Source organism: Brevibacterium sp. CCUG 69071 (assembly GCF_021023135.1).
Classification (GTDB): Bacteria; Actinomycetota; Actinomycetes; order Actinomycetales; family Brevibacteriaceae; genus Brevibacterium.
Genome location: NZ_PGFV01000004.1, coordinates 441,434 through 465,703 on the forward strand (window position 1 = coordinate 441,434; position 24,270 = coordinate 465,703).

Sequence of the window (24,270 nt, forward strand, 5' to 3'; positions counted from 1 at the left end):
TTTCAGTGCTTCCGGTTCCTGCGGCGCAGGCCCTTGAGAAGTGCGATGGCACCGGCGGCGGCGAGCAGTGCTGCTCCGCCTATGAGGTAGATCTGGCTTCCAGTTCCGCCGGTCAGCGGCAAAGCCACCGGTGGTTTCTGGACGTTTTCGAACGTTCCGAGTGACTGTTTGAGTCCCTTGTCGGATCCGTTCACGGTGAACGTGTGTGGGGTCTGGTCGAGGACGAATCCGGACGGTGCCGATTTCTCGATGAGTGTGTAACCGCCCCATTTGAGACCGTCGACTGAGAACTTGCCTGCAGCCGGGTCTTTGTCCTGGCCGGTGCATCTGTCCGCCGAGGCGGCCGTGCAGTCCTCGATAATGGCCTCGGACCCGTTGGGCCCCCGCAGAGTCCAGACCGAGCCCTTGAGCGCGGTCCCGGACTCGTCAGTCTTGCCCCAAGTCACGACACCGGTCTTCGCGGTGTTCGTGATCGTGCAGGTGACCGCGTCGCCGGCCTTCAGAGTGACCGAGCTCTTGTCGGAGGTGACAGTGCCAGATCCGGAAGTCGGCTTGCACACCCAGTCCGAGGCTTCGTAGCCCTTCGGGTCACCGGCCTCTGATAAGGCGTACTTGCCCGCTTTGACCTTGGCCTTGGTGACATCCTTCGAACCGGTCTTGCCCTCGATCGTCTTGTTTGCCGAAGCCGCGTCACCGACAGCCTTGAGCGTCCAGTCGGTGTCTTTGGCCGTGCCGGCAGCAGCCTTGTTGTCGACCTCCTTCACCAGGGTCAGCGCAGTGTCCTTGACCTTGTTGAGGTAGGAGCACTTGACGTCGTCGCCGGGCTTGATCCCGGTGAGGTTGGTGGCGGATTCGCTCGTCAGCTTCTTCTCGACCTTCGTACCGTCGAGACCGGTGATCGTGCAGCGCGCGCTCTTGAACTCGAAGCCTTCCTGCTGGGTCTCCGAGACAGCGATGGTGGCGCGGCCGGTGGGCTGGGTGAACTTCAAAGCCCACTTGGCGTCGCCGTCGCTGTTGGTCTTCTGCGTGGCGGCCGTCGGCGTCGCGGTGACTCCGTCGGTCGTTGCATTGGCTTTAGCGTCGAGCGTCCAGTCCTTGCCGGGTTTGACGTTCTCACCGTTCTCGTCGGCAACGTCCTTGTGGATCGAGACATTCGCCGTCAGCGGAGAGTTCGTGATCGTGCAGACTACGGCGTCGCCGGACTCGGGGATGGTCACGGAACCGGACGATCCGGCGCCGGAGGCTCCGCTGATCGGCTTGTCGTCGATCGTGCAGGCGTAAGTGCTGGCGTAATCGCCGAGGTCGGCCCCGGAGGCCGCGGACTCGGAAAAGTCGATCTTTGCTCCGCGTTTGGCCGGGATCGGCCCGACGATGTCTTCCTGAACTCCGAGAGCGCTACCGGTGGTCGAAGCCGAACCGAGTACGGTGCTGCTCTGCTTGAGAGACAGACCGAACTGATCACCGGACTTCGCCCTTCCTCCCTGCACTTCTTTCTGCAGAGTGATGGTGGCAGGCGACGAACATGAGGCGAGGTCAGTGCTCCCCCAATTGGAGCCGTTGGCAAAGGTCTGCTTGTTCGCCCAGTTCGGCATGTCGTAACTGGTGATCGTCGTTCCCGTGCCGAGATAAGCCTTGCCGCTGGCATCGAATGCCACGCCGTTGACATTCTCGTTCGTCGTGAACCCGGCCGACTTCGCGGCGGCGATCTGCCCACCGACGGCGCTCGAGAGGTTGGTCGACGTCACTGAAAAGATCGTGGTTGTCGAGCCGGAACCACGGACAATGAAGAGATTGCCGTTCGAATCGAAGGCAATATCGCCGTTGGCGGCACCGCCGGAGTCGGCACTCGTGTTGATCGTCCCTTTGAGGGAGATGCTGTTGTTAGACACATTGAACACATAGAGCCTGAACAAGGTTCCCGTGCTGTTGTAGCCACCGAAATAGTAGTGACCGGTGGAGAGGTCGACGGCTCCACCGATGAATCCGATTCCGCTGACAGAGACTGATTTGCCGGTGGACGCCCATTTGCCAGTATCCGTATTGAGCTTGAACACGGTGATTCCGGTCTCGGAGCCCGAGGAGCTGAAGGCACGTTCGTAGGCATAGGCCGACGATCCGTTCGCCCCGATTCCGACGCCATTGAAGTTGCTGACGCCGCTCGCCTGATCCCCGACATTCGTCGACGTCCCATTCGCGATCTTTCGCAGCTGACCGGCCTGTGATACCGAATAGACGGTGCCCGGGGTGCAGCTGATCGAGACTGCGGCCGCGGCCGCAGGCGCTGGCGAAAGCAGGACGATGCCGGCCCCGGCGAAGACCATCACCAGCGTGGTCAGTGCGGCCCACACGGTGCGCATACGCAATCCGAGCAGCGTCATAGAATCCTCATTCCGATTACAAACGATCTCGCCCGAACCGGACTCATACTCCGTCTGCGCACACGTCTAGGTGGACTGATCAGACAGCGGGAATATGAGGGGTGGGGCTTGGCGAACATCTTCAGCGTAGAAACCGGATCACCCGAATGCGTTGCTCGGAGCGGGTACTTCAGCAATAGATGCGTAGTCCGCAGTCGCCTCCCACCGAACCTCCCGAAACTACTTAGTAGTTCGACATTCAACTATCCATCCGGCCCGTTGAAACGCCCCGCTGGGGGCCTCTCCCCCTTCCGTCGGAGCCGCAAATAGCCCTCGAGGCTGAGCCGGATCGCGCCCCGGCCACATACGGTTGAGACATGATCACCCTGGAGAACATCAACCGCAGCTTCGGCAGCAAACAGGTCCTGCACGACCTGAGCTTCAGCATCGGCGACGGCCGGATGACCGGCTTCGTCGGATCGAACGGCTCGGGGAAGACGACGACCATGCGCATCCTGCTCGGTGTCCTCGCCGCCGATTCCGGCCACATCACCGTCGACGGCTCCCCGATCACACCGACCCATCGCAGCGCGATCGGCTACATGCCCGAAGAACGCGGCCTCTACCCGAAGATGCCGATCATCGATCAGCTCATCTACCTCGCACGCTTCCACGGTCTGAGCAGGCAGGCGGCCAAACGCCGGGGCCTCGAACTCCTCGAGGAACTCGACCTGAACGGCGAACCCACCGACACCCTCGAATCGGTCAGCCTCGGCAATCAGCAGAAGGTGCAGATCGCCGCCGCCCTCATCCACGAACCTCAGGCGCTCGTCCTCGACGAGCCCTTCTCCGGCCTCGATCCGGTCGCCGTCGAACGCACCCTGAACGTGCTCAAGTCCTTCGCCGACACGGGCGCTCCCGTGCTCTTCTCCAGTCACCAGCTCGACCTGGTCGAGCGCCTCGTCGACGATCTCGTCATCATCAATCAGGGACGTCTGGTGGCCAACGGCACCGCCGAACAGCTCCGTCGCCAGCGCAGCCGCCCCGAATGGACCCTGCAGACCGAGACCGACATGGGCTGGGTCCGCGAACTCCCCGACATCACGGTCGTCGAGCTCGACGGGACCTGGGTCCGCTTCTCCGCCGACAACGCGAACGCCGCCGAGGCGGTCATGCGCCGGGCGCTGTCCGCCGGCTCCGTGAGATCCTTCGCCCCGCACACCGTCGCCCTCAACCGTCTCTTCCAGGAGGTCACACAGCCATGAGCCGCGCCAGCTTCACTTCCGCCATCGGACTGGTCATCGAACGCGAGATCATGGTTCGTGTGAGGTCCAAGGCCTTCATGACCTCGACGATCGTCTCCATCGTCCTCTTCGGCGCCCTCGTCGCAGTCTCGGGAGCGCTTCCCACGCTGTTCTCCTCCACCGACAAGGTGGCGGTCACCTCGGCGGGAGCCGAAGCGATGGAGGGATCGGACGACATCGACCTCGTCACTGTCGAAAGCGCCGACGAGGCGAAAGACCTCATCCGATCGGGCGAGGTCGCGGCGGCCGTCGTCGAATCCGATGACTCCCCCGTCGGCTACTCCGTCATCGCCGAACGCTCGGCACCGGAATCGCTGACCGGGGCCCTCAGCGAAGTTCCGACCGTCCAACTCCTCGACCCCGACGCCCCCGATCCGGTGCTGACGAACTTCATCGGCCTCGGCCTCGGGATCGTCTTCTTCATGGCCGCGATGACGTTCGGCAACACCATCGCCTCGTCTGTGGTCGAGGAGAAGCAGTCACGGATCGTCGAGATCCTGCTCGCCTCCACCTCGGCGCGGGTGCTCATGTTCGGCAAGATCATCGCGTGCACGATCCTCGCCTTCGCCCAGATCGGGCTGACCGCACTGTCGGTGCTCATCGGGGCCGCCATCAGCGGAAACGACCTGGTCCTCGGCAAGGTCGCGGAGCCGATCGCCTGGTTCATCCCGCTCTTCATCGTCGGCTTCGTCATGGTCGCCGCCCTCTACGCGGCCGCGGCCTCGATGGTCTCACGCACCGAGGACCTGGCCTCGACGAGCTCGCCGATCATGATGCTCATCTTCCTGCCCTACATGGCCGTGATCGTCTTCTCGTCCAACGAATCGGTCATGGCGGTCCTCTCCTACATCCCGTTCTCGGCCGCGGTGGCGGTGCCCATGCGGGTCTTCCTCGGCACGATCGAATGGTGGGAACCGCTGATCTCGCTGGTCATCCTCGCGGGCACGACCCTGCTGGCGCTGCTGCTGGCGACCCGGATCTTCGAACGCTCGATACTGCGCTCGGGCCCGAAGCTGTCGTGGAAGCAGGCGCTGACCCGGTCGTGAAGGCTGGGCTTCTCCACCGCAGGCACCGAGGCGGCTCACAGCCAGCCGTTGTCACGGGCGATCCGCACCGCGTCGGCGCGATTGCGGGCCGCGGTCTTCCCGATCGCCGATGACAGGCGGTTGCGCACGGTGCCGGCCGAAATGAACAGCGCCGAGGCGAGCTCATCGACGCTGCCTCCGTCGGCGGCCGCACGGAGGACGTCCGTCTCACGCTCGGTCAGCGGCGAGTCGCCGTACATCGAGGACTCGACGACGAGTTCGGGGTCGATGACCCGCAGACCCGACATCACCCGGCGGATTCCCTCGGCGAGACGCTCGACCGGGGCGTCCTTGACCATGAACCCGCCGACTCCGGCATCGAGGGCACGCTTGACCCAGCCGGGGCGTCCATACGTCGTGACGATGATCGTCTTCACCTCGGGAAATTCCTCCCGCAGCGAGGCGGCCACCGTGAGACCGTCCGGTCCGGGCATGTCGACGTCGAGCAGCGCGACATCGGGGCGAGCCCGTCGCACGGCCGGCAGAACCTCGTCCCCGTTGGCGCACTGGGCGATGACCTCGAAGTCGGATTCCATGCCCAGCAGGGCCGCGAGCGCCTCGCGGACCATGGTCTGATCGTCGGCGATGAGCAGCGTCGTCATGATTCGGTTCGCTCTCCGCGTGCGACGACGAGGACGAAACCGTCGTCGGTCTTCCGGGTCCGCACCGAGGCGCCCACCGACCGAGCCCGCTCGCTCAAGCCACGCAGACCGCTGCCTGCTCCCACCTCGGCGAGGTCGGATCTGCGCCCCGAGCTGTCATTGCGCATCTCGAGACGCTCCGTGGACACGGTGATCGAGCAGTGCCGGGCGCGAGCATGGCGCAGGATGTTCGTGCTGCCTTCCCGCACACTCCAGGCGAAGAGTTCACGCAGCTCTGGATCCACGGCATCGACAGAAGAGGGCGCCTCGACCTCGATGTCCGCGGCACGCAGGGCACGGGTCGCGGCGACGAGCTCTTGTGCCAGTGAGATCGTCCGTGTGCCCTGGACGGTGGTGCGGACGTCGGCGAGCGCGCTGCGGGCGAGGCTCTCGATCTCACCGATGTGCTTCGCCGTCTCGGGAGCACCGGCGGCCTGCAGCTTCGCTGCCAACTGGGCCTTGAGAGCGATCACGGTCAGCGAATGGCCGAGCACATCGTGGACGTCCTGGGACAGGCGGAGGCGCTCGGCCTCCTGTTCGAGGCGACGGTTCTCCTCCTCGGCGGCCCGCGCCGCCCGGGCCCGGTCACCGGCGACGAGAGCCATGACCATGGCGAACCCGGAGATCGAGATCCCGAAGGTGGTGGCCCAGTCGTGTGTCCACCCGGGTACGGAACGTTGCGCCACCTCGGCGACGATCATCGTCGAGGCCGCGGCGATGACTCCGGGGATCACGCGGCGAACGGAGATGACGATGAGGACGGAGATATAGGCGAGGAAGGCCAGGCCCTCCTCCCCGACGACGGGCACGGCGGTGAGGGTGATCGCCACCATAATCACGATCGCAAGATTGACGACGATCTTCGCCCTGCGGGTCGGCTTCGAACGTGCATCACGGACGGAGCGGGAGAACGCGTCGAGGCCGACCCCGCCGACGACCATCGCCGCGTAGAACACGGCGGCGAAGACGATGGTCAGCGTCAGCCCCCAGACGCGTCCTGCCCCCTCGAGGCGCCAGGCGGCGGCGAGGGGATAGAAAAGGAAGACGAGCCAGAAGAAGGGGAAGAACCAGCTCAGGAAGTTCACCGGTCGCGATCCTTCGGCCTCCAGCTTGCGCGTTCTGTCCATCCTCACCTCCCTCGATTCCTTCGGCTCACGTCACCTGCATGCGGTGATCGCGGACGAGGAAATCGTCCGCGATCACCGGGCTGCGAAGCAGCCGCTCACGCTCACACCCGAGCGGTGTCCCTGTCTCACACCCGTGCGGTGTCCCGGCGCAGCGCCCATGCCGACCCCGCGACGAAGATCGCGAGCCAGACGATGATGTTGACCACTGCCCATTGATCGTATCCCCCGCCCAGCGGTGCGCGGGCGATTTCCCCGGCCCCGTAGGCGGGAGTGAAGTGGGCGATCGTCTGCAGGGTCTTCGGCCAGATCTCGAGGGGGACGAAGAGGCCGCCGATGAGGGAGAGGATGCCGAGGACCATGCTCGAGACCTGGATGGCGTTCTCGGCGGGAAGCAGGTAGCCGAGCATCACACCGAAGGCCGCGAAGACCGAGGAGGTGAGGACGACGAGGGCACCGGCGGCCAGCAGGGTGCCCAGTGGGGCATGGACTCCGGTGAAGGCGGCGAGGACGAAGACGACGATGACCGAGACCGCTCCGAGGACCATCGACACGAGGACCTTGGTGAGGATGTAGGCCGCCGGGTGCAAGGGGGTCAGGGCCAGCTGTCGGCTCCAGCCCAGTGCCCGTTCGACCGCGACCTGGGCGCCGCCGGTGGTTGTGGCCACCATCGCCCCGTACGTCGCCAGGGACACGGAGATGTAGAGGGCGGCGTCGGTGTCGCCGAGCGTCTGGCCCTTGTTCGTCACCCCGAAGATGAGGTAGAAGACCGCGGGCATGATCATCGTGAAGATGAGGGTTCGTCGGTTGCGCAGCTTGCGCATGAGTTCGAGCCGCAGCAGGGTCATCGAGAATCCGCCCAGCTTCGGTGGTCGGCGCTGGTCCAGGGTGTCGAGGAAGCGAGTCGAACTCGCCGAGGTGGTGCCCGGGTTCTCTGCCGGTGCTGCTGTGGGTGATGCCGTTGGGTTCGCGGTCGGGTGAGTGCTCATGTCATGCCCCTTTCGAGGTCAGTTGGTCTGAGGGCGAATTGTTCGAGGTCAGGCTGATGAAGGCGTCTTCGAGTGAGTGGGAGGTGATCTCAAGATCGGTGCAGGCGCTGTCGAACAGGGTCTTCGCGGCCGTATCCGAGTCCGTGGTCCGCATCTTCAGGCGTCTGCCCTGGACGTCCACGGATTCGACTCCGGCCAGTCCGCCGAGGTGGTCGAGCAGGCGGTTCTCAGCGTCCGCCTCGGTGGGCGAAGCCGCGTCGATGCGCGGCAGCGTGGCACTGACGGTCTTCGCTGCGGCCATCGCGCGGATCTCATGCGAGGGTCCATCGGCGACGATCTGTCCGTTCGCAACGAGGACGACGCGGTCGGCGAATTCGTCGGCCTCCTCGAGGTAGTGGGTGGCGAAGAGGATCGTCTTGCCGTGCAGGGCGTCGGCGCGCATCTCGTGCCAGAAGTCGCGCCGCCCGGTGACGTCCATGCCGGTGGTCGGTTCGTCGAGGACGATGAGTGCCGGATCAGGCAGCAGCGCCATCGCGAAGCGCAGCCGCTGCTTCTGCCCGCCCGAACATTTCTTGACCATGGAGTCTGCGATGCCGGAGATGCCGGCGCGCTCGAGGACGAGGTCGACGTCGAGGCTCGAGGCGAAGACCGCCGAGGTGTATTCGACGGTTTCGCGGACGGTGAGGTCATCGAGGAGACCCCCGGTCTGCATCACGGAGCTGACGAGTCCGCGGGAGACCGCCCGCCGAGGCGGCTGTCCGAAGATCTCGACCGTGCCCTCGTCGGGTCGGCTGAGTCCGAGCAGCATGTCGATCGTCGTGGTCTTGCCGGCACCGTTGGGGCCGAGGAAGGCGACGACCTCGCCGGGTCGGATGCTCAGGTCGAGGTCGTCGACGGCTTTGAGGCTGCCGAAGGACTTCGAGAGGTGGTGGAGGTGGACCGCGGGCGGAATCGAAGTCCCGGTCGAGGCTGATGTCTGGATCGATGCTGTCTGCGCTGATCGCGTTGTGTCTGTGCTCATGTCCTCAGACTAGGAATGCGGAGGTCTGGCCGGTGATGCCATTTGTCACGACTCTCGGGGTGCCATATGTCACCGGGACACTGCCACCTCTCTCCGCTGCACCGAACCGTCGCGGCCCGGCCTCGTGTTCACTTTCCCTTCACGTTTGCTCAACCTGCGTTGCGAGTTTCCTGAGTACGTTGAGATGGTCTGCCCGCGCGCAGCCGCCGGGTTCATGAATCTCAACGGAAGAAGGACAGCAATGGCCACGAGAACGATGCGACTCGCTGCGGCGACCGGGGCTCTGGGCCTCGCTCTCTTCGGCTTCGCCGCCCCCGCACAGGCGGCAGGAGTCGACGAACCGGGCGGCGCCCGCCGGCTCGACGGCGACAACACCGACGCCATCCGCGATGCGGTCGAGGATGCGGGAGCGAAGAACGTCATCCTCCTCATCGGCGACGGCATGGGCGATTCGGAGATCACCATCGCCCGCAACTACGCCAAGGGCGCCCACGGTCGCTTCGACGGCCTCGACGAACTGCCGATGACCGGCCAGTACACGACCTACGCGGTCAACAAGGACACCGGCAAGCCGGACTACGTCACCGACTCGGCAGCCAGCGCCACCGGCTGGTCCTCGGGCACGAAGACCTACAACGGCGCACTCGGCGTCGACCGCAAGGGCAACCCGCACAAGACCCTGCTGGAGATGGCTCGCGCCAAGGGCCTGAAGACCGGCAACGTCTCCACCGCAGAGATCCAGGATGCCACCCCGGCCGCCCAGGCCGCGCACATCAGCCTCCGCGGCTGCTACGGCCCCGAAGAGACGAGCAAGGACTGCTCCGACGAGGCGCTGGAGAACGGCGGACTCGGATCGATCAGCGAACAGATACTGAACACCCGCGCCGATGTCACCCTCGGCGGCGGTTCGGCTTCCTTCGACCAGAAGGCCGTGGCCGGTGATTGGAAGGACAAGACCCTGCGGGAGCAGGCCGAGGAGCGCGGCTACCAGCTGGCCAGCGACGCCGATTCTCTCGACTCCATCACCGAAGCCGATCAGAACAAGCCCGTGCTCGGACTCTTCCACGAGGGCAACTTCCCGGTCCGCTGGCAGGGCCCGAAGGCCACCCACAACGGTGCCAGCGAACCGGCCGTGAAGTGCGAGAACAACCCCGAACGCACCTCCTCGGTGCCCAAGCTCGACGACCTGACGAGCAAGGCCGTGGATCTGCTCGACAACGACAAGGGCTTCTTACTCCAGGTCGAAGGCGCGAGCATCGACAAGCAGGACCACGAAGCCAACCCGTGCGGTCAGATCGGTGAGACCGTCGACCTCGACGAGGCGGTCAAGTCCGCCCTCGACTTCGCGAAGAAGGACGGCGAGACCCTCGTCATCACCACCGCCGATCACGCTCACACGAGCCAGATCACCACGGCCGGCACCACCACGCCGGGTCTGACCCGGACGCTGACCACCGCTGACGGCGCCGACATGACCGTCAACTACGCGACCGCAGACGAAGGTGCATCGCAGGGCCACACCGGCACGCAGATCCGCATCGCCGCCTACGGTCCGGGTGCTGCCAATGTCGTGGGACTGACCGACCAGACCGATATGCACTACACGATCGCCGACGGGCTCGGACTCGACCGTGACGCCGAGATCCCCGGCGACCCGGGCGATGATGCGAACGGCAACGACGATTCCAACGGTTCGGATGACGCCAACGGCTCCGATGACTCGAACGGCGGCGCCAACGCCGGCGGTTCAGACGACTCGACCGGCGGCGACGATGCGAACGGCAACGATGACTCCGGTTCCTCGAGCGACGCCGATGCCTCGGCAGGTGCCGGCTCGAACGGCTCCGGCGGGAATGCCGATGGCGGAGAGGGCAATGCCTCCGGCGGCGGGAACGAAGGACCCGGGCTGGCCGGCGGCGGTGGCGGGATGCTCCCGCGCACCGGCGTCGAGATCGGTGCCGCGATCTTCTTCGGTGTCGCCGCGATCATCGGCGGCTCCGCCCTGGCCCGGATGGCCCAGCGCCGCAAGCTCATCAACATCTGAGGAACTGAATAGTCGGGTTCGGGCGGGCATTTTCCGTCGACCCGATCCCGACGACCACAGCCCAGCCGATGCCGGACGCTCCCAGCGAGCGTTCGGCATCGGCTGTTCTCATCCCCAACTCCACGTGATTGAGTAGTCCCATGGAACCCCTCACCCTGCCGCTGAGAACCGACCGTCTCGTGCTCCGTCCCTACCGGGAGGACGACGCCGAGGCGCACCTGCTCATCTACTCGCGCGAGGACGTCTCCCGGTTCCTCCTCCAGGACCCCTGGACCGCCGAGGAGGCCAAGACCGAGATCGCCAAAAGGATCACTCGCACCGGGCTGGAGACCGAATCCCGTGCCCTGGCGCTCGTCATCGAGACCGCCGACGGACTCGATTCCCTCGAGGGCTCACGGGTGATCGGGGATATTGCGATCTGGCTCGAGGACGGCAGCGAGTCGAAGGCCGAGATCGGGTGGATCCTCGATCCGGCGGCAAGCGGCCACGGCTTCGCCACCGAGGCGGCCATCGCCATGCTGAGCGTCGCCTTTGAGCATTACGGCCTCCATCGGGTCTTCGCGCAGATGGATTCCCGCAACACCGCCTCGGCGAACTTGGCCCAGCGCATCGGGATGCGTCAGGAGGCTCACCTGCGCCAGGACTGGTGGTCGAAGGGCGAATGGACCGACACTCTCATCTTCGGCATGCTCAAGTCCGACCGACAGCAGGCCTGAGCGCTCCGACTCAGATTTCTGAGACCTCGGACTCTTTCTACCGGCATCCGCACTCTGCCGCCCCAACGGTGTGAGAATCTGATGTGGCCCTGGGGCCGGTCAGACGATCACGTCGGCACGGTGGCCCCGGGCAGTCGAGAGAAGAGGACAGAGAACACCGATGGTTCCAGCCGACAAGGACCGCAATGACGCGCTCCTCCGCGACGACAGCGCTGCCGGACACGAGCAGAACGCAGGCCTGAAGAGAGGCCTGAGCGCCCGCCATATCCGATTCATGGCTCTCGGCTCGGCCATCGGCACCGGTCTCTTCATGGGCTCCTCCGAGTCGATCCAGGCCGCCGGTCCTGCGGTGCTGCTTGCCTACATCATCGGCGGCGCCGCCGTCTTCATGGTGATGCGCGCGCTCGGCGAGCTGGTCGTCCGCCACCCGGTCTCGGGCTCCTTCGGCCAGTACGCCTCCCGCTACATCCACCCCTTCGCCGGTTTCCTCGTCGGCTGGACCTTCGCCTTCGAGATGGTCCTCGTCGCCGTCTTCGACGCCACCGCGATCGGCGTGTACATGGGGTTCTGGTAGCCGGGCGTTCCCCGTTGGATCTGGGTGCTCGCGGTCGTCTTCCTCATCGCCGCCATCAACATGATCGGCGTCAAGGTCTTCGGTGAGCTGGAGTTCTGGTTCGCGCTGATCAAGATCGTCGCGATCATCGCCCTCATCGCGGCCGGAGTGGCCATCATCATCTTCGGGTTCGGCATCGCCGACCACGATCAGATGGGTCCGCAGGCGCTGGTCGACAACGGCGGCTTCCTCCCCAACGGGTTCTGGGGTCTGCTCTCATCGTTCACCATCGTGATGTTCGCCTTCGGCGGCATTGAGATCATCGGAGTCACCGCCGGAGAGGCCCAGAACCCGAAGCAGGTGCTGCCGAAGGCCATCAACTCGGTGCCGGTGCGCATCCTCCTCTTCTACGTCCTCACCCTCGGCGTGATCATGTGCATTCTGCCGTGGAACCGGATCACCTCCGAGGTCAGTCCTTTCGTCGCGATCTTCGACTCCATCGGATTCTCCGCGGCAGCTGCCATCCTCCAGGTCGTCCTCATCACGGCGGCGCTCTCGGCCATCAACGCCGACATCTTCGGTGCGGGTCGCATGCTCCACGGTCTGGCGGAACAGGGTCAGGCCCCACGCTCCTTCGCCCACACCTCCCGCAGCGGCGTGCCCGTGATGACCGTGTTCACGATGATCGTCGCGCTGCTGGCAGGAGTGGTCCTCAACTACCTCTACCCAGACCAGGCCCTGTTCCTGCTCGGAGCTTTGGCGACCTTCGCCACGGTGCTGGTGTGGCTGATCATCCTCGCGTCACATATCCGGATGAAACGCGTGATCGCCGAGGAGGCTCGTCTTCCCAGCGAATTCCCCATGCCGCTGTGGCCGGTGGGTTCGTGGATCACCGTGGCGTTCATTGTTTTCGTGGTCGTCATGGTCGGCATCGTCCCCGACTCACGACCGGCGCTGTGGGTCGGTCTGCTGTGGGTGGTCGCGCTGTGGCTGTGCTACCTCGCCTTCGTCCGCGGTCGGGGCCGCAGACCCTACAATCTCACCGATCGCACCGAGCCCAAGCCCACGCACGGGCACACGACCAGGCACAAGCAGCAAACCCGCTGACGACGGCTCCAGATCGTTCGGTGCGGCACCGACTCACGGCGTCCGACGCCGCAGGGTGAGTGATCCGACGATGACGGCGCCGACGATCCAGCAGCCGATGAAGAGGATGCGCAGCCAGATGTAGGCCGCGTCCTCCGCACCCGTGGACACGGCGTTCAATGCGTCGATCGCATGCGACAGCGGCAGCCAGTCGCCGATGGTGTCGAGCACGTCGGTAAGTTTCAGCCGTCGGCGCCGCGACGCTCGGTGCTCCATCTGCCGAGCCTGAGAAGACAGAGACCGGCGACCAGGACCGTCCCCACCGCAAAAGCGATCGTCGAAGCAACGAGACCTATCAAGAGCGCGAGTACGCCGACACCGATGATCGGCACCGACATTGCCAGATAAGCGAGGACGAAGTACGAGGTCGTCGCCGCCGTCCTATTCCGCACCTCGGTGACGGCGGTGATGGCACGCATGCCCGTGGTGAAGAGGAAGCCCTGTCCCGCCCCACCGAGGATCGCCGAGGCGATGAGCAGCGGCGTCGACCCCGTCAGCAAAGCGACCGACAGGAACGCCATGCAGGCGATCTGGACGATGCCTCCGCACAGGACAAGGGTCCGATCGGCCAGCCGTTGGAACAGCAGCTGACACGCGGCCGAGGCTCCGAACATAGTGAAGACGACGGCACCGATGATGGCCGAGGAATCGATGCCAAGACTCTGCTGCATGAAGCTCGGTGCGACGGCTGAATACAGCCCGGCGATGGCAAAGCTTGCCACTGCCCCGGGCACGGCCCGGACGAAGACGGCACGGGACTCGGGCGGAACGGCCGGCAGCTGCAGACGCAGGGAATGTGAACGCGACAGCGCGCTCTCCCTCACGCCCAGCAGCGCGGCCCCACCGATGAGGAGGAGTAGCGCATGGATGAGAAACGGAGTGAACAGCGGCCGAGGAAAAGCCTCGGCGATTGTTCCCGACAGGAGGTTACCCAATCCCAGCCCACCGATGTTCGCCGCGGTGGCTAGTGAGGTCGCGAGCCGACGCCTACCGGGAGGAGAATTTTCAAGGACGGCGACCGTGCCGGTGGCGGTGAAGATTCCTGCTGCGATTCCCGACATCACCCGCCCCACGTACAGGAGACCGAGGTGGTCGCCGATCATGAACAGCGCGGCGGAACCGAGCGAGAGGATGATGCCAGCGGCCAGCAACGGCTTCCTGCCCCAGGCCTCTGAGAGCCTGCCGAAGAAGACGAGCGCAGCGATGACGGCACCGGCATAGATCGAGAAGAGCAGGGTCGTCTGCGTACTGCTGAAGTCGAACTCGACCTGATACCGCGGGTAGAGCGGCGTCGGCAGAGTGGTGCCGATCATCACGACGGCGAATACATAGGTCGCCGCGGCCAGCGTCGACCCAGTGCCCGGCCGATCGTTTGCGGGTTCGGGTTTCGCGGTGGCACCGCGCCTCATCATCGTCTCTCCACCACAGTTCGTTCACTCACGTATCAACCGTATGCGCTTCACTCATAGCGCAGGTCTGCGCAACGCATGTCCGGTAGCGGCTTCGAAATAGCGCGCGACGCGTAATACCTTTGCATCGCCGCCGACCGGTCCGATGATCTGCAGACCGATCGGCAGTCCGGTGGAGCTGAATCCGGAGGGAACACTCGCAGCAGGACACCCAGTGGCGGAGATGAGCGTCGTCGAGTCGACCCAGGCCAGATAGTCATCGATCGGCGAAGAGTTGATCATCGTCGGATACTCCTCCTCCGCGGAGAAGGGGAGCACTTGAGAGGTCACCGTGACGAGCACATCGTGGGCTGAAAAGTAGTCATCCATCTCTGCCTGGAGCTGGCCACGTGCCTGGTCGAAGTCGAAGAAGTCCCTAGCTGTGAGGGCGAGACCGGCATTGACATCGGCCTGGAGCGAGGGCTTGAGACTCCCAGGATGCGTCGCGTCGATGTCCCGTAGGTTCGCCGCGAACTCATAGGCCCTGGCCGTGCGAAATACGCCTCGGGCCGCGCTCAGATCAGGAACGGACTCACTGAGCCGAGCACCGAGGCCCGCGAAGACGGTCTCCGCTCCAGCAACCACGTCCCTCACCTCCGCCTCGAGCTCAAGCAGGCCTGCAAGATCTGGGGAGAATCCGATGACGGTCCGACTCAGATCGTCACCGTCATCGAGCCGAGGGCGGAAATTCGCCGAGGCGGGTGCGGGCTTCCGACTGCACACCTCCATCAGCCAGGCGACGTCATCGACGGTGCGCGCCATGAAACCAGGCTGGCTCAGCCATTGCCACGGGCTCTCCGACAGCGTCCGAGGAATCCATCCGGGCGAGGGACGGAGACCGACGATGTTGGCGAACGAAGCGGGCAGCCGTAGCGAACCGCCGGTGTCGGATCCGTCTCCGGCGGCTTGGACCCCGGAGGCGATGGCCGCAGCAGCACCGCCGGAGGAACCGGCGGCCGAACGAGTGGGGTCGTAGGGATTTTTCGTGGTCCCGAAGACGCGGTTTGCTGTGTGCGCACCTGCCGCAAATTCGGGCACGTTCGACTTGCCGGTCGAAATCACTCCGGCCGCCTGCAGACGAGCCACGATGGTGCTGGTCCGCTGCGGAACATGGTCGGCGTAGAGCTCACTGCCGTAGGTCGTGCGCATGCCCGCGGTATCGTGCGTGTCCTTATGAGTCATCGGTACGCCGAGGAGAACCGGCAGATCCCCTTCGCCCGCCGCACGCCGCCGGTCGGCCGCCGCGGCGGCTGCGAGCGCGCGCTCGGTTTGACGTGTGACGACCGCGTTGGTGGCCGGGTTGATCTCGTCGATGCGCTCAAAGTGTGCGTTCACCAGCTCAACGCTGCTCAGCTCACGACGGTTGAGTGCCTCGGCCTGTTCGGACAGCGAAAGCCAGGTCGGCGACTCGGCCGTCACCGACGACCGGCCAGGATTCCGACACACACACCGAGCAAGGCGGCACCCGCACCGATGGCCGCACCGGCGATGAAGCCGTCACCGCAGAGCCGGGACCCCGACGTGACAAAACCGGCAGGAGCTGCGGCATTCGCGGTGACCGCGGCATTCGATGGTGCTGTCGCACCCACAGGGCTACTTGTTCCCACTGATTCGCCGGTGCCCGCTGGGGCAGCTGCTCCGGCACCTGGTCTGCTGCCCGCACCGGTTTCGGTCTTCTCCGGCACACCGTCACGGATGGCTGCATCGATGTCGGCGAAGAACTTCTTCGCGATGCGCTTGGCGACTCCGCCGAGCATCCTCTGGCCTACGCCGCCGATGGGACCTCCGAGCACCGCATCGGCTTCCCACTCGATGGCGCTGCCGTTATCGGCTCCAGGTGACAGGGCCACGGAGATGTCTGCACCGATCGTCCCCGGTCCTCCCGCTCCCTTGGCGCTGAGGACGAACGAGGTGCCCTCGACTTCCTGGGAGAACGCGACTGTGCCTTTGTATGTGCCCTTGATAGCCGCGACTCCCATTGTGAGAACGACGTCGAAGGAGCCGTCAGCGGTGCGGGTGAAGCTCTCAACTCCTGGGATCGTCGCCGCAAGGATCTTCTCATCGTGGAAGGCAGCATAGGCCGTCGCCGGATCGGCTGTCATCGTGGCCGTGGAGGAAATGAGCATGACGTATCGTCCTTAATGATTCGGTGAGGTTACGCGGGAGAGGGAATTGTCGCCTTCGCGATGACTCGTTCGCATATGCCACAGGGTCGAGGGATCCAGCGGCATCGACCGGATGGGGATTCTCTCGGCGTCTTCGATTGCCGAAGCGATCGCAGTTGCCGCGGGAATCGTCCCGGCCTCACCCGCTCCTTTGATGCCGAGCGGATTGAGCGGACTCGGCGTCTCAAGGTGGTCGGTCTCGACGTGAGGGACTTCGGAGGCGAAGGGCATGAGGAAGTCCATGAATGAGGCATTGAGCAGCTGACCATCGGTGTCGTAGGCCATCTTCTCGTAGAGTGCCCCGCCGACTCCCTGCGCCACACCTCCGTGCACCTGCCCTTCGACGACAAGCGGGTTGACCATCGGCCCACAATCATGGATGACGCAGTAGCGCAGAATCTTGATGTCTGCGGTCTCCGGATCGGTCTCGACGATGGCTGCGTGCATGCCGTTGGCAACGGTCGAACGCACCGGAGAGAAGAACTCCTGCTCTTCGAGCCCTGGCTGTTCACCGCCCTTGATCGAGGGTTCATCGGCGGCCGATTCTTTGGCGAACTGTGTCGCCGCGCGTGCACTCTCATCGAAGGCGTACCGCAGCGGGTTCGACAGCACTGACACTGCGGCCAGGGGCATCGAGGAACTCGGATCACCCTGGACCTGAATCATTCCGTCGACGATTTCGAGGTCCTGCGGATCAGCTTCGAGTGACTCCCCTGCGATCTTCAGCGCCTTCTCTTTGACCTTCTTCGCGGTGAGGTGGAGTGCGTTGCCAGCCATCACAGCACCGCGTGAACCCCACGTTCCCACTGAATAGGAAAGTTTGCGTGTGTCCCCGGTGCTGACGTGGACGTTGTCGAGTGGGACTCCCAGCTCATCGGCGACGATCTGTGCGAACACTGTCGCATGAGCCTGCCCGTGAGTGGTCAGTCCCGTCCAGACGTTGACCCGACCGGATGTCTCGACCTCGATGTGTCCGCCCTCGTAGGGTCCGGCTCCGGTGCTCTCGATATAACAGGCGATGCCCAGGCCGACCCGGCGACCCTCACTGCGGGCCTGCTCACGATAGGATTCGAAATCGTCCCAGCCGACGAGTTCCTTGAGCCTGGCCATCGAAGCGACGAAATCTCCGGAGTCGATATAGCCCTCGGCACCGTCCTGCATTCGCAGTCCCATCGGATGAGGGAAGTCGCGGACGAAGTTGCGCAGACGCACCTCGGTGCGGTCGAGCCCGAGTTCTGCGGCAATCGCGTCCATCGTCCTCTCCATCATGAAGACTGCATGAGCGCGGCCGGCGCCTCGGTATGGGGTGACGATGACGGTGTTCGTGTACAGCGACCAGTACTCGACCCGAAATGACGGGATCACGTACGGGCCCATGATGTGGGTGGAGGTGTTGAGCGGAACGATCACGCCGTAGGGCAGGTAGGCGCCGTTGTCGTGCCAGAATTTCACGTCGAGGCCGAGAATGCGGCCCTCATCGTCGAAGCCGACCTTGACCCACTGGGTCTGCGCACGTTCATGTGCCGAGGAGATGAAGTGTTCGCGGCGATCTTCGGTCCACTTCACCGTCGTTTCAAGCGCACGCGCGGCACAGGCCACGGCAAGCTCTTCCGGCCAAGGGTGGTTGATCTTCACTCCGAAGGCGCCACCGACATCGGGAGTGATTACCTCGACCTTGGTCAAGGGGAGTTCGAGCTTGGCTGCGAGCACGGCCCGCAGACCGGTGCTCGTCTGAGTCGAAGAGTGGACCTCGAGGCTGCCTTCTCCCGGATCCCAGCTCGCCACAACACCTTTGCCTTCCATTGGCATGCACGCGCTACGCTCGAATTCGAGGTCGAGTTCGAGGACGTAGGGAGCGGAATCCAAACCGGAGTCGACATCGCCGACCTTCTGCACGATGTGTGCGGCAACATTGTCGTCCATGCCTTCATGGACGATCCTGGTCCCTTCGCGAGATTGCTCGACACCGACGACTGCCTCTTTGAAGCTGTAGTCGACATCGATGCGGTTCGCGGCATCCTCGGCGATGTAGCGATCCTTTGCGATGACCATGACGATGGGTTCGCCGACGAAGTTGACGTGATCTTTCGCGAGGGCATATCCCGTGTGTGGGGCGACGATCGACGGGTGCGGAATGAGCATTGGCAGTCGTTCGGCCGCCTGCCCGGGGAGGTCCTCATAGGTCCAGACCGCGATGACACCGTCGATGTCGAGAGCACCGGTGACGTCAATGTCGAGAATGTCCGCGTGAGCATGCGGGCTGCGTACGAATGCCGCGGCGATCGCGGTGCCGGAGACATCGTCGACATACCGGCCGTGGCCGGTGAGCAGGCGCGGGTCCTCGCGCCTGGTGATCTTCTGACCGAATAGACGAGTCGTCATAACCGGGCCCCCTCGGCACGCAGCTGGGCGGCTCTCTGGACCGCTGAGACGATGTTCTGGTAGCCAGTGCAGCGACAGAGGTTACCCGAAACGGCTTCCCGTGCCTCTTCCTCGGTGGGGTTCGGGTTCTCGTCGATATAGGCGTCGATGGTCGTCACGAATCCGGGTGTGCAGAATCCGCACTGCAGTCCGTGGCAGTCGATGAATGCCTGCTGCACATCGGCAGGATTCTCGGGATCATCACCGACGCCTTCGACAGTCTTGATCTCGTGTCCTTGAGCGGTGACGGCGAACATGAGGCAGGAGCGCACCGGGTCTCCGTCAAGCTGAACAGTGCATGCGCCGCACACTCCGTGCTCACAGCCCACGTGGGTGCCGGTCAGTTCGAGGTCCTGCCGCAGCACATCGGAGAGCAGCTTCCGATCGGGAACATCGAGAACGTGCGGAACGCCGTTGACGGAGAGTCGGATTGTCGATGTCGGTTCGGTGCCTATGTCAGCGGTCATGCTCGTCTTCTCCCCGTGTCGTTTTCGATACCCTTGCCAGTTCCAGATCCAGCGTCGGCGCCGGTGTCGGTTCCGTTGCCGGCGTCGTTTCCTGCTGTGTGGACCTGCGCGCCCTGTATGCGTGCATTGTCGGTTCGGCACAGTCGTCGGAAGAGTCGCGAGGCGATCACTCCGGCCAGATGTCTGCGATAGTCGGCCGTTGCGTGGATGTCTCCGCCGGGGTCGATGAAGTCCCGCACCGCGTCGACGACTCTCGATACGACGCCTGCAACCTCGTCGATCTGAGTTCCTGAGACCACCTCTCCGAGATCGAGAACCTCGGGAATGTCCGTGACAGAGATGAATCCGCAGCGCAGTCCGGTCACCGTCTCGTCTTCGACGTCGACGATCATCCCCACGCCCGCGAGACCGTAGTCTCCGCTGCGTCGAGCGAGTTCGTCGAATCCTGCACGCGATCCTGCGGGCAACGCCGGGAAGATCGCGCGGGTGATGAGCTCATCGGATTCCAGACAGGTTTCCAAGGGCCCGACGTTGAGTTCCTCGGCGCTCAGGGTCCTGATGCCGCGCCTGCTGCGCACATCGACGCTACCGCCGGTGAGCGCGAGGATCATCGGCATTTCACCGTTCGGGTCCGCGTGCGCCAGGGAACCGACGGTCGTACCCCGGTTGCGCACCGCTGGGTGGGCAACGAAACGAAGAGCCTCAGCGAGGAGAGGGTTGGCTCGCGCGATATCGACGGAGCGTTCGACCTGCCGATGGGTCACGGTGGCACCGACCGCGATCTCCTGCTGTCCTTCGGGACCGGAAACAGTCAGCTCGTCGAGTCCCGATACTCCGGTGATATCGATGAGGTCACTGGGAGCGGCCAGCCGCATATTGAGCACCGGCACGAGGCTCTGCCCTCCCGCGAGTACCTTTCCTGACACGCTGTGCTCACTGAGCAGGTCCAGAGTCTGATCGATCGATGTCGGTCGGTGGATCCGCAATGGGGGTGGCTTCATCGTCTCACTCGCTAGAATTCGGAGCGCGACGTCCGCGGTCGCGTTCCACGCTGTCGGCCACCCTTCTCTGGTGCCCTTCTTGACCGACTGACAGAACCGCTCCGTCAGCTTCTTCGCCGGAGTCGTCTCTCATGTCAGCAGGTGCCAACCATCGAGCAACATGGTACATGACCAGCATCGATATCGTCCCTAAAGCAATTCCAGAGAGCACGAAGTCTTCGCTGAAGACGAGGCTGACGTCACCGATGGCGATGATGAGTCCGGCGGAGACCGGCACGATGTTGAGCGGGTTAGCGAAGTTCACACGATTCTCGATCCAGATCTTCGCACCCAACATTCCGATCATGCCGTAGAGGACAACGGTGATGCCGCCGAGGACGCCGCCGGGCACCGCGGAGATGAGAGCGCCGAACTTCGGGGAGAGCCCGAAAATGATCGCCACGAGCGCTGCGACCCAGTAGGCGGCCGTCGAATACACCCTCGTCGCTGCCATCACGCCGATGTTCTCTGCGTATGTTGTGGTCGGCGATCCACCCACCGAGGTCGCCACAACAGTGGCGACACCGTCGCCGATGACGGCCCGCCCCATGTACTTGTCGAGTCGCGCGCCGGTCATCTCTTCCACTGCCTTGACGTGACCGACGTTCTCCGCGACGAGCGCAATGATGCCCGGGAGCATGACAATGATGGCTGCAGCATTGAATACAGGAAGGTGAACGCCGACGACGCCTGCAGCGGTGTCGGTCAAAGGCGGGAATCCGATCCACGAGGCAGCTTCGACTCCGGAGAAGTCGACCCGGAAGTGCGTCGTCACTTCACCGACGGTTGCACTGTAGGAAGTGATCTGTCCAAAGACGCGATCGAAGATCCAGGACAGCACGTAACCGAGAACTAGACCGAGAAACACGGCGATTCGCCCGAGAAAACCGCGCACCCACACGGATATGAAGACGATGAAGACCATAACGATCACGGCGATCCACTGGTCCTGCGGCCAATAGGTGCTTGCCACGACCGGGGCGAGGTTGAAGCCGATGAGCATGACGACACCGCCAGTCACAACTGGCGGAAGCACCTTCGTCAGTGCCGAGGAGCCGATGAAATGGATGAATGTGCCCACAAGGGCGAGGATCACACCGGAGACCATGATCGCTCCGGTCACCTCGGCGGGGGTACCACCCTGGGCAGTGACGGCAGTGACGCCGCCAACGAAGGCGGCGGAGGTGCCGACGTAGCTGGGTACTTTGCCCTTGACGATGAGCAGAAAGATGATCGTGCCTACACCAGACATCATCACCGCCAGCTGCGGATTCAGGCCCATGATGATCGGGAAGACGAAAGTCGCGCCGAACATAGCGACGACGTGCTGGACTCCGAGACCGACTGTTCTGCCCCAGGTGAGGCGCTCGTCAGGGGCGACTGCGCCTCCGGGTTCTATGGTCTTGCCGTCCCCATGGAGTTTCCACGAAAACATCGACATGTGTCTCTCCTCGCCGTTGAGAATGGCCGGTTCCGATCCAACGTCCGAGGTGGCCGGGCCACCCGAATTGATGTCGGCACGCTCGCGGATCACTCCGACTCAGGAACTGACTCTATTGCGCCGGTGCGGCCTGCATCACGTCATTAACTGCCAAAGAAACACCGTAGCCTTCGGCAGTGTTCGCCAAGTGTTTCTCCGAGGCATCCGGACTCGCGCGCTCAGGGCAGTTTGACGATCTGGAGGGCGAGCGCAAGTGAGAGCCGCAGATCCGGATCTTCGGTGAATGGGCCGACCATCTGCTCGAGCTTGCCGATCCGATAACGCAAGGTGTTGTAGTGAAAGAACAGGGCGCGGGCGGTCTCGGCGACATTGAGATTATGGTCGAGCAGCTCCTGAAGGGTCTCGCGCAGTCCCGCGTACTCCGCTTTGGCGTCACTGGCGAGCGGACCGAGAACCTCCTCGGCGAAACTGCGCAGCTCGGCTTGCTCCCCGACCTGAAGCAGTAGTCGATAGACGCCCAATGAGTCGTAGTGTCTCAAGCCCTGTCCACTGGCGAGCTGGCGCCCGACTTCGAGGGCTCTCATCGCTTCCTGGTAGGCCGACGCCAGGCGCGAAACACCTTCGGCAGGACGGGAGATTCCGACCGAAAACTGACGCCTGCCGCCTCCCCCGAAGCCGCGCACGGCGGAGACGAACTCCTCCATTCGACCAGTGATCTTCTCCCGAGATTCCGCCTCCAGCAGAACGATCACCTGATCGCCCGAGCCGACGACGGCGGCCCGGGGGTCGAACTGGGTGATGACCTTCGTCCAAGCATCGGCAAACAGTGCCTGCATCGTCCGCTTGTTTCGCGCATCGGTGGAATCGGCATCGGAGTCCACCTCGGCGACGGCTATGCTGATCGGCCGGTCGAGGTCCCACCCCAGCGAATGCGCGTGGGACAGCACGCGGTCTGTTGAAGCGATGTGGCCACGCAGCACCTCGAGGACGAAGTCTGTACGGTATTTGCTCTCGACCGCGGTGATTGCCTGTTCGCGCGTGATGACCAACGCGGCCGCGGCGGCAGCCTGTTCAAGCAGGCGAAAATCGTCCGCACGCAAAGTCTGGTTTCCGAACGCCACGATCCGACCGAGATTCTTAGCAGCAGGAAGATCATCATCCGTGGGCTTCCTGCCACTTTCGATGACGACGTTTCCCCAGTTCATTCCCTCGGCAATGGCGCTTTCATCTGTGGCAGACGCAGGAGCATGCCGGATGAGTTCGTCGGTGGGCACACTTCGGCCGAGCCCACCGGCCTGAGAACCTTGGCCAGTTACACCAGCGGGCTCGTCCTCAACGAGAAAGCGCCCTGAGCGGTCGAAGCACATGAGGCCGTAGACATCCGCGGAGGAGCGTCCTTCGTCGGCGGTGCGAAGACATCTCACCCGCCCATCGAGCGTCGTCACCGCCGCCGCCACCCCTGTCCACTGCGCGAGCATGCGGCATACATCCGCCAGATCGCCTCCGCCGACCACTACATCGACGAGCTCGCGCATCGAGGCCTCCGTCCGCGCGATCACCTGTGCTCGCCTGTCGAGATTTCCGGTGAGCACATCCTGCATGATCTCGTCGAAACCCACGTTCTCGCCGAGGTGGATGAGCGGAAGTCCCAGGGCATCCGCAGCCGACACAGCTGCCTCAGGAATGTGTTCGAGATAGCGGCCGGACTTGAGACCGATCGCCGCCATTCCGTGTTGATCGAAGGTCTCGAGCAGCCCCGCGAGGTCTTCGGGACGGTCGCGGATCGGATATGCGGTAGTAAGCAGGAGTTCTCCCGGTTTCACCCACGGCAGGATGTCCGGGACCTCCATGACGTTCGACAGCTCGACGACTTTGTCGAGACCAGCGGAACCGGCGATGAGTTTCGCTTCGCGCATGCTCGGCAGTTCGAGGACATCCGCGACGGTGAGGAACTCGGAAGAGAAGATGTTCGATTCTCGACCATTGAATGTCAATTCCTGCTGACCACGGCCGGAATCCTTGGCATCATTTGACATGCATTGACGATAACAGGGCGGGATAGCCTGTCGAAATGAGGTCTAGGTCCGTGGTTCTGCCCGCCACCGCCTCCGTCCTGCCCACACCACGGATCGACATGACCCCTGTCGACGTAGCGCCCGTCGAGTCGGGTGAGTGTTCTCCAGATCGCCAGAGCGAGGGCGAATCCTCCGGCAAGGTCCTCCATGTCTTCTCGGCAGGCTTCTATCTGGCAATCGACGACTCCATTTGCTCCCTACGGGCCGGGCACCATGCCTCTCTGACGCCTCAT

The 24,270-nt window shown here is 64.0% G+C and carries 18 protein-coding genes and 1 pseudogene; 5 read left to right on the top strand and 14 right to left on the bottom strand.

Annotation, left to right across the window (positions count from 1 at the left end):
• Positions 1–2: 2 nt before the first annotated feature.
• Positions 3–2,378 carry a SpaA isopeptide-forming pilin-related protein gene (locus tag CV023_RS13610; RefSeq protein ID WP_230746419.1) on the bottom strand — a complete coding sequence of 792 codons (2,376 nt, stop codon included), beginning with the start codon at positions 2,376–2,378 and terminating at the stop codon, positions 3–5.
• Between the two features lie 356 nt (positions 2,379–2,734).
• Here CV023_RS13610 and CV023_RS13615 point away from each other — a divergent pair, with 356 nt between their 5' ends.
• Together CV023_RS13615 and CV023_RS13620 are read left to right on the top strand one after the other, a co-directional pair.
• Entirely contained in the window at positions 2,735–3,622 is an 888-nt protein-coding gene (locus CV023_RS13615; RefSeq protein WP_230746420.1) for an ABC transporter ATP-binding protein, read from the top strand.
• Positions 3,619–4,707, top strand: coding sequence for an ABC transporter permease (locus tag CV023_RS13620; protein ID WP_230746421.1), 1,089 nt, complete (start codon positions 3,619–3,621; stop codon positions 4,705–4,707). Before CV023_RS13615 ends, CV023_RS13620 begins: the two co-directional genes overlap by 4 nt.
• Before the next feature lie 35 nt (positions 4,708–4,742).
• On the opposite strand, the gene CV023_RS13625 is transcribed toward CV023_RS13620, so the two are convergent.
• The 4 genes from CV023_RS13625 to CV023_RS13640 all read right to left on the bottom strand — a co-directional run bounded on the left by CV023_RS13625 (position 4,743) and on the right by CV023_RS13640 (position 8,521).
• Positions 4,743–5,348 (bottom strand): response regulator transcription factor, encoded by a 606-nt coding sequence (locus tag CV023_RS13625; protein ID WP_230746422.1) that lies wholly within the window; start codon positions 5,346–5,348, stop codon positions 4,743–4,745.
• Entirely contained in the window at positions 5,345–6,514 is a 1,170-nt protein-coding gene (locus CV023_RS13630; protein ID WP_230746423.1) for a sensor histidine kinase, read from the bottom strand. The genes CV023_RS13625 and CV023_RS13630 overlap by 4 nt, the downstream gene beginning before the upstream one ends.
• A 125-nt stretch (positions 6,515–6,639) precedes the next feature.
• On the bottom strand, positions 6,640–7,500 hold the full coding sequence (locus tag CV023_RS13635; RefSeq protein ID WP_230746424.1) for an ABC transporter permease: 861 nt from the start codon (positions 7,498–7,500) through the stop codon (positions 6,640–6,642).
• Position 7,501: 1 nt separating this feature from the next.
• The gene (locus tag CV023_RS13640) at positions 7,502–8,521 is read right to left on the bottom strand and encodes an ABC transporter ATP-binding protein (RefSeq protein WP_230746426.1); all 1,020 of its coding nucleotides are present in this window, start codon (positions 8,519–8,521) and stop codon (positions 7,502–7,504) included.
• A gap of 241 nt (positions 8,522–8,762) precedes the next feature.
• Between CV023_RS13640 and phoA the strand changes: the two genes are divergently transcribed.
• From phoA to CV023_RS13655, 3 genes and pseudogenes are all read left to right on the top strand, one after another.
• Positions 8,763–10,565 (top strand): alkaline phosphatase, encoded by a 1,803-nt coding sequence (gene phoA / locus CV023_RS13645; RefSeq protein WP_230746428.1) that lies wholly within the window; start codon positions 8,763–8,765, stop codon positions 10,563–10,565.
• 140 nt (positions 10,566–10,705) lie between these two features.
• On the top strand, positions 10,706–11,281 hold the full coding sequence (locus CV023_RS13650; RefSeq protein ID WP_230746430.1) for a GNAT family N-acetyltransferase: 576 nt from the start codon (positions 10,706–10,708) through the stop codon (positions 11,279–11,281).
• Positions 11,282–11,441: 160 nt separating this feature from the next.
• Positions 11,442–12,941: pseudogene (locus CV023_RS13655) on the top strand (amino acid permease).
• Positions 12,942–12,974: 33 nt separating this feature from the next.
• Here the strand turns inward: CV023_RS13655 and CV023_RS13660 are convergent.
• From CV023_RS13660 to CV023_RS13700, 9 genes are all read right to left on the bottom strand, one after another.
• Positions 12,975–13,151, bottom strand: a complete 177-nt coding sequence (locus tag CV023_RS13660) for a hypothetical protein (RefSeq protein WP_230746431.1) — start codon at positions 13,149–13,151, stop codon at positions 12,975–12,977.
• 11 nt (positions 13,152–13,162) lie between these two features.
• Positions 13,163–14,392, bottom strand: a complete 1,230-nt coding sequence (locus CV023_RS13665) for an MFS transporter (protein WP_230746433.1) — start codon at positions 14,390–14,392, stop codon at positions 13,163–13,165.
• Between the two features lie 51 nt (positions 14,393–14,443).
• A complete protein-coding gene (locus CV023_RS13670; protein ID WP_230746435.1) occupies positions 14,444–15,763 on the bottom strand; it encodes an amidase in 1,320 nt (439 codons plus the stop codon).
• 80 nt (positions 15,764–15,843) lie between these two features.
• On the bottom strand, positions 15,844–16,554 hold the full coding sequence (locus CV023_RS13675) for an SRPBCC family protein (RefSeq protein ID WP_230746437.1): 711 nt from the start codon (positions 16,552–16,554) through the stop codon (positions 15,844–15,846).
• Between the two features lie 12 nt (positions 16,555–16,566).
• Positions 16,567–18,975 carry an aerobic carbon-monoxide dehydrogenase large subunit gene (cutA, locus tag CV023_RS13680; protein WP_230746439.1) on the bottom strand — a complete coding sequence of 803 codons (2,409 nt, stop codon included), beginning with the start codon at positions 18,973–18,975 and terminating at the stop codon, positions 16,567–16,569.
• Positions 18,972–19,481: a (2Fe-2S)-binding protein gene (locus CV023_RS13685; protein WP_230746440.1), complete on the bottom strand. Its 510-nt coding sequence runs from the start codon at positions 19,479–19,481 to the stop codon at positions 18,972–18,974. Before CV023_RS13685 ends, cutA begins: the two co-directional genes overlap by 4 nt.
• On the bottom strand, positions 19,478–20,482 hold the full coding sequence (locus CV023_RS13690; protein WP_269067375.1) for an FAD binding domain-containing protein: 1,005 nt from the start codon (positions 20,480–20,482) through the stop codon (positions 19,478–19,480). Before CV023_RS13690 ends, CV023_RS13685 begins: the two co-directional genes overlap by 4 nt.
• Before the next feature lie 4 nt (positions 20,483–20,486).
• Entirely contained in the window at positions 20,487–21,962 is a 1,476-nt protein-coding gene (locus CV023_RS13695) for a uracil-xanthine permease family protein (protein ID WP_230746444.1), read from the bottom strand.
• 218 nt (positions 21,963–22,180) lie between these two features.
• Entirely contained in the window at positions 22,181–23,998 is a 1,818-nt protein-coding gene (locus tag CV023_RS13700) for a PucR family transcriptional regulator (RefSeq protein WP_269067376.1), read from the bottom strand.
• Between the last annotated feature and the right edge of the window lie 272 nt (positions 23,999–24,270).

Bases quoted from the DNA above. Each gene is read 5' to 3' on its own strand.
- CV023_RS13610 (WP_230746419.1), bottom strand. From the start codon at position 2,378: ATGACGCTGCTCGGATTGCGTATGCGCACCGTGTGGGCCGCACTGACC.
- CV023_RS13615 (WP_230746420.1), top strand. From the start codon at position 2,735: ATGATCACCCTGGAGAACATCAACCGCAGCTTCGGCAGCAAACAGGTC.
- CV023_RS13620 (WP_230746421.1), top strand. From the start codon at position 3,619: ATGAGCCGCGCCAGCTTCACTTCCGCCATCGGACTGGTCATCGAACGC.
- CV023_RS13625 (WP_230746422.1), bottom strand. From the start codon at position 5,348: ATGACGACGCTGCTCATCGCCGACGATCAGACCATGGTCCGCGAGGCG.
- CV023_RS13630 (WP_230746423.1), bottom strand. From the start codon at position 6,514: ATGGACAGAACGCGCAAGCTGGAGGCCGAAGGATCGCGACCGGTGAAC.
- CV023_RS13635 (WP_230746424.1), bottom strand. From the start codon at position 7,500: ATGAGCACTCACCCGACCGCGAACCCAACGGCATCACCCACAGCAGCA.
- CV023_RS13640 (WP_230746426.1), bottom strand. From the start codon at position 8,521: ATGAGCACAGACACAACGCGATCAGCGCAGACAGCATCGATCCAGACA.
- phoA (WP_230746428.1), top strand. From the start codon at position 8,763: ATGGCCACGAGAACGATGCGACTCGCTGCGGCGACCGGGGCTCTGGGC.
- CV023_RS13650 (WP_230746430.1), top strand. From the start codon at position 10,706: ATGGAACCCCTCACCCTGCCGCTGAGAACCGACCGTCTCGTGCTCCGT.
- CV023_RS13665 (WP_230746433.1), bottom strand. From the start codon at position 14,392: ATGATGAGGCGCGGTGCCACCGCGAAACCCGAACCCGCAAACGATCGG.
- CV023_RS13675 (WP_230746437.1), bottom strand. From the start codon at position 16,554: ATGCTCATTTCCTCCACGGCCACGATGACAGCCGATCCGGCGACGGCC.
- cutA (WP_230746439.1), bottom strand. From the start codon at position 18,975: ATGACGACTCGTCTATTCGGTCAGAAGATCACCAGGCGCGAGGACCCG.
- CV023_RS13685 (WP_230746440.1), bottom strand. From the start codon at position 19,481: ATGACCGCTGACATAGGCACCGAACCGACATCGACAATCCGACTCTCC.
- CV023_RS13690 (WP_269067375.1), bottom strand. From the start codon at position 20,482: ATGAAGCCACCCCCATTGCGGATCCACCGACCGACATCGATCGATCAG.
- CV023_RS13695 (WP_230746444.1), bottom strand. From the start codon at position 21,962: ATGTCGATGTTTTCGTGGAAACTCCATGGGGACGGCAAGACCATAGAA.
- CV023_RS13700 (WP_269067376.1), bottom strand. From the start codon at position 23,998: ATGTCAAATGATGCCAAGGATTCCGGCCGTGGTCAGCAGGAATTGACA.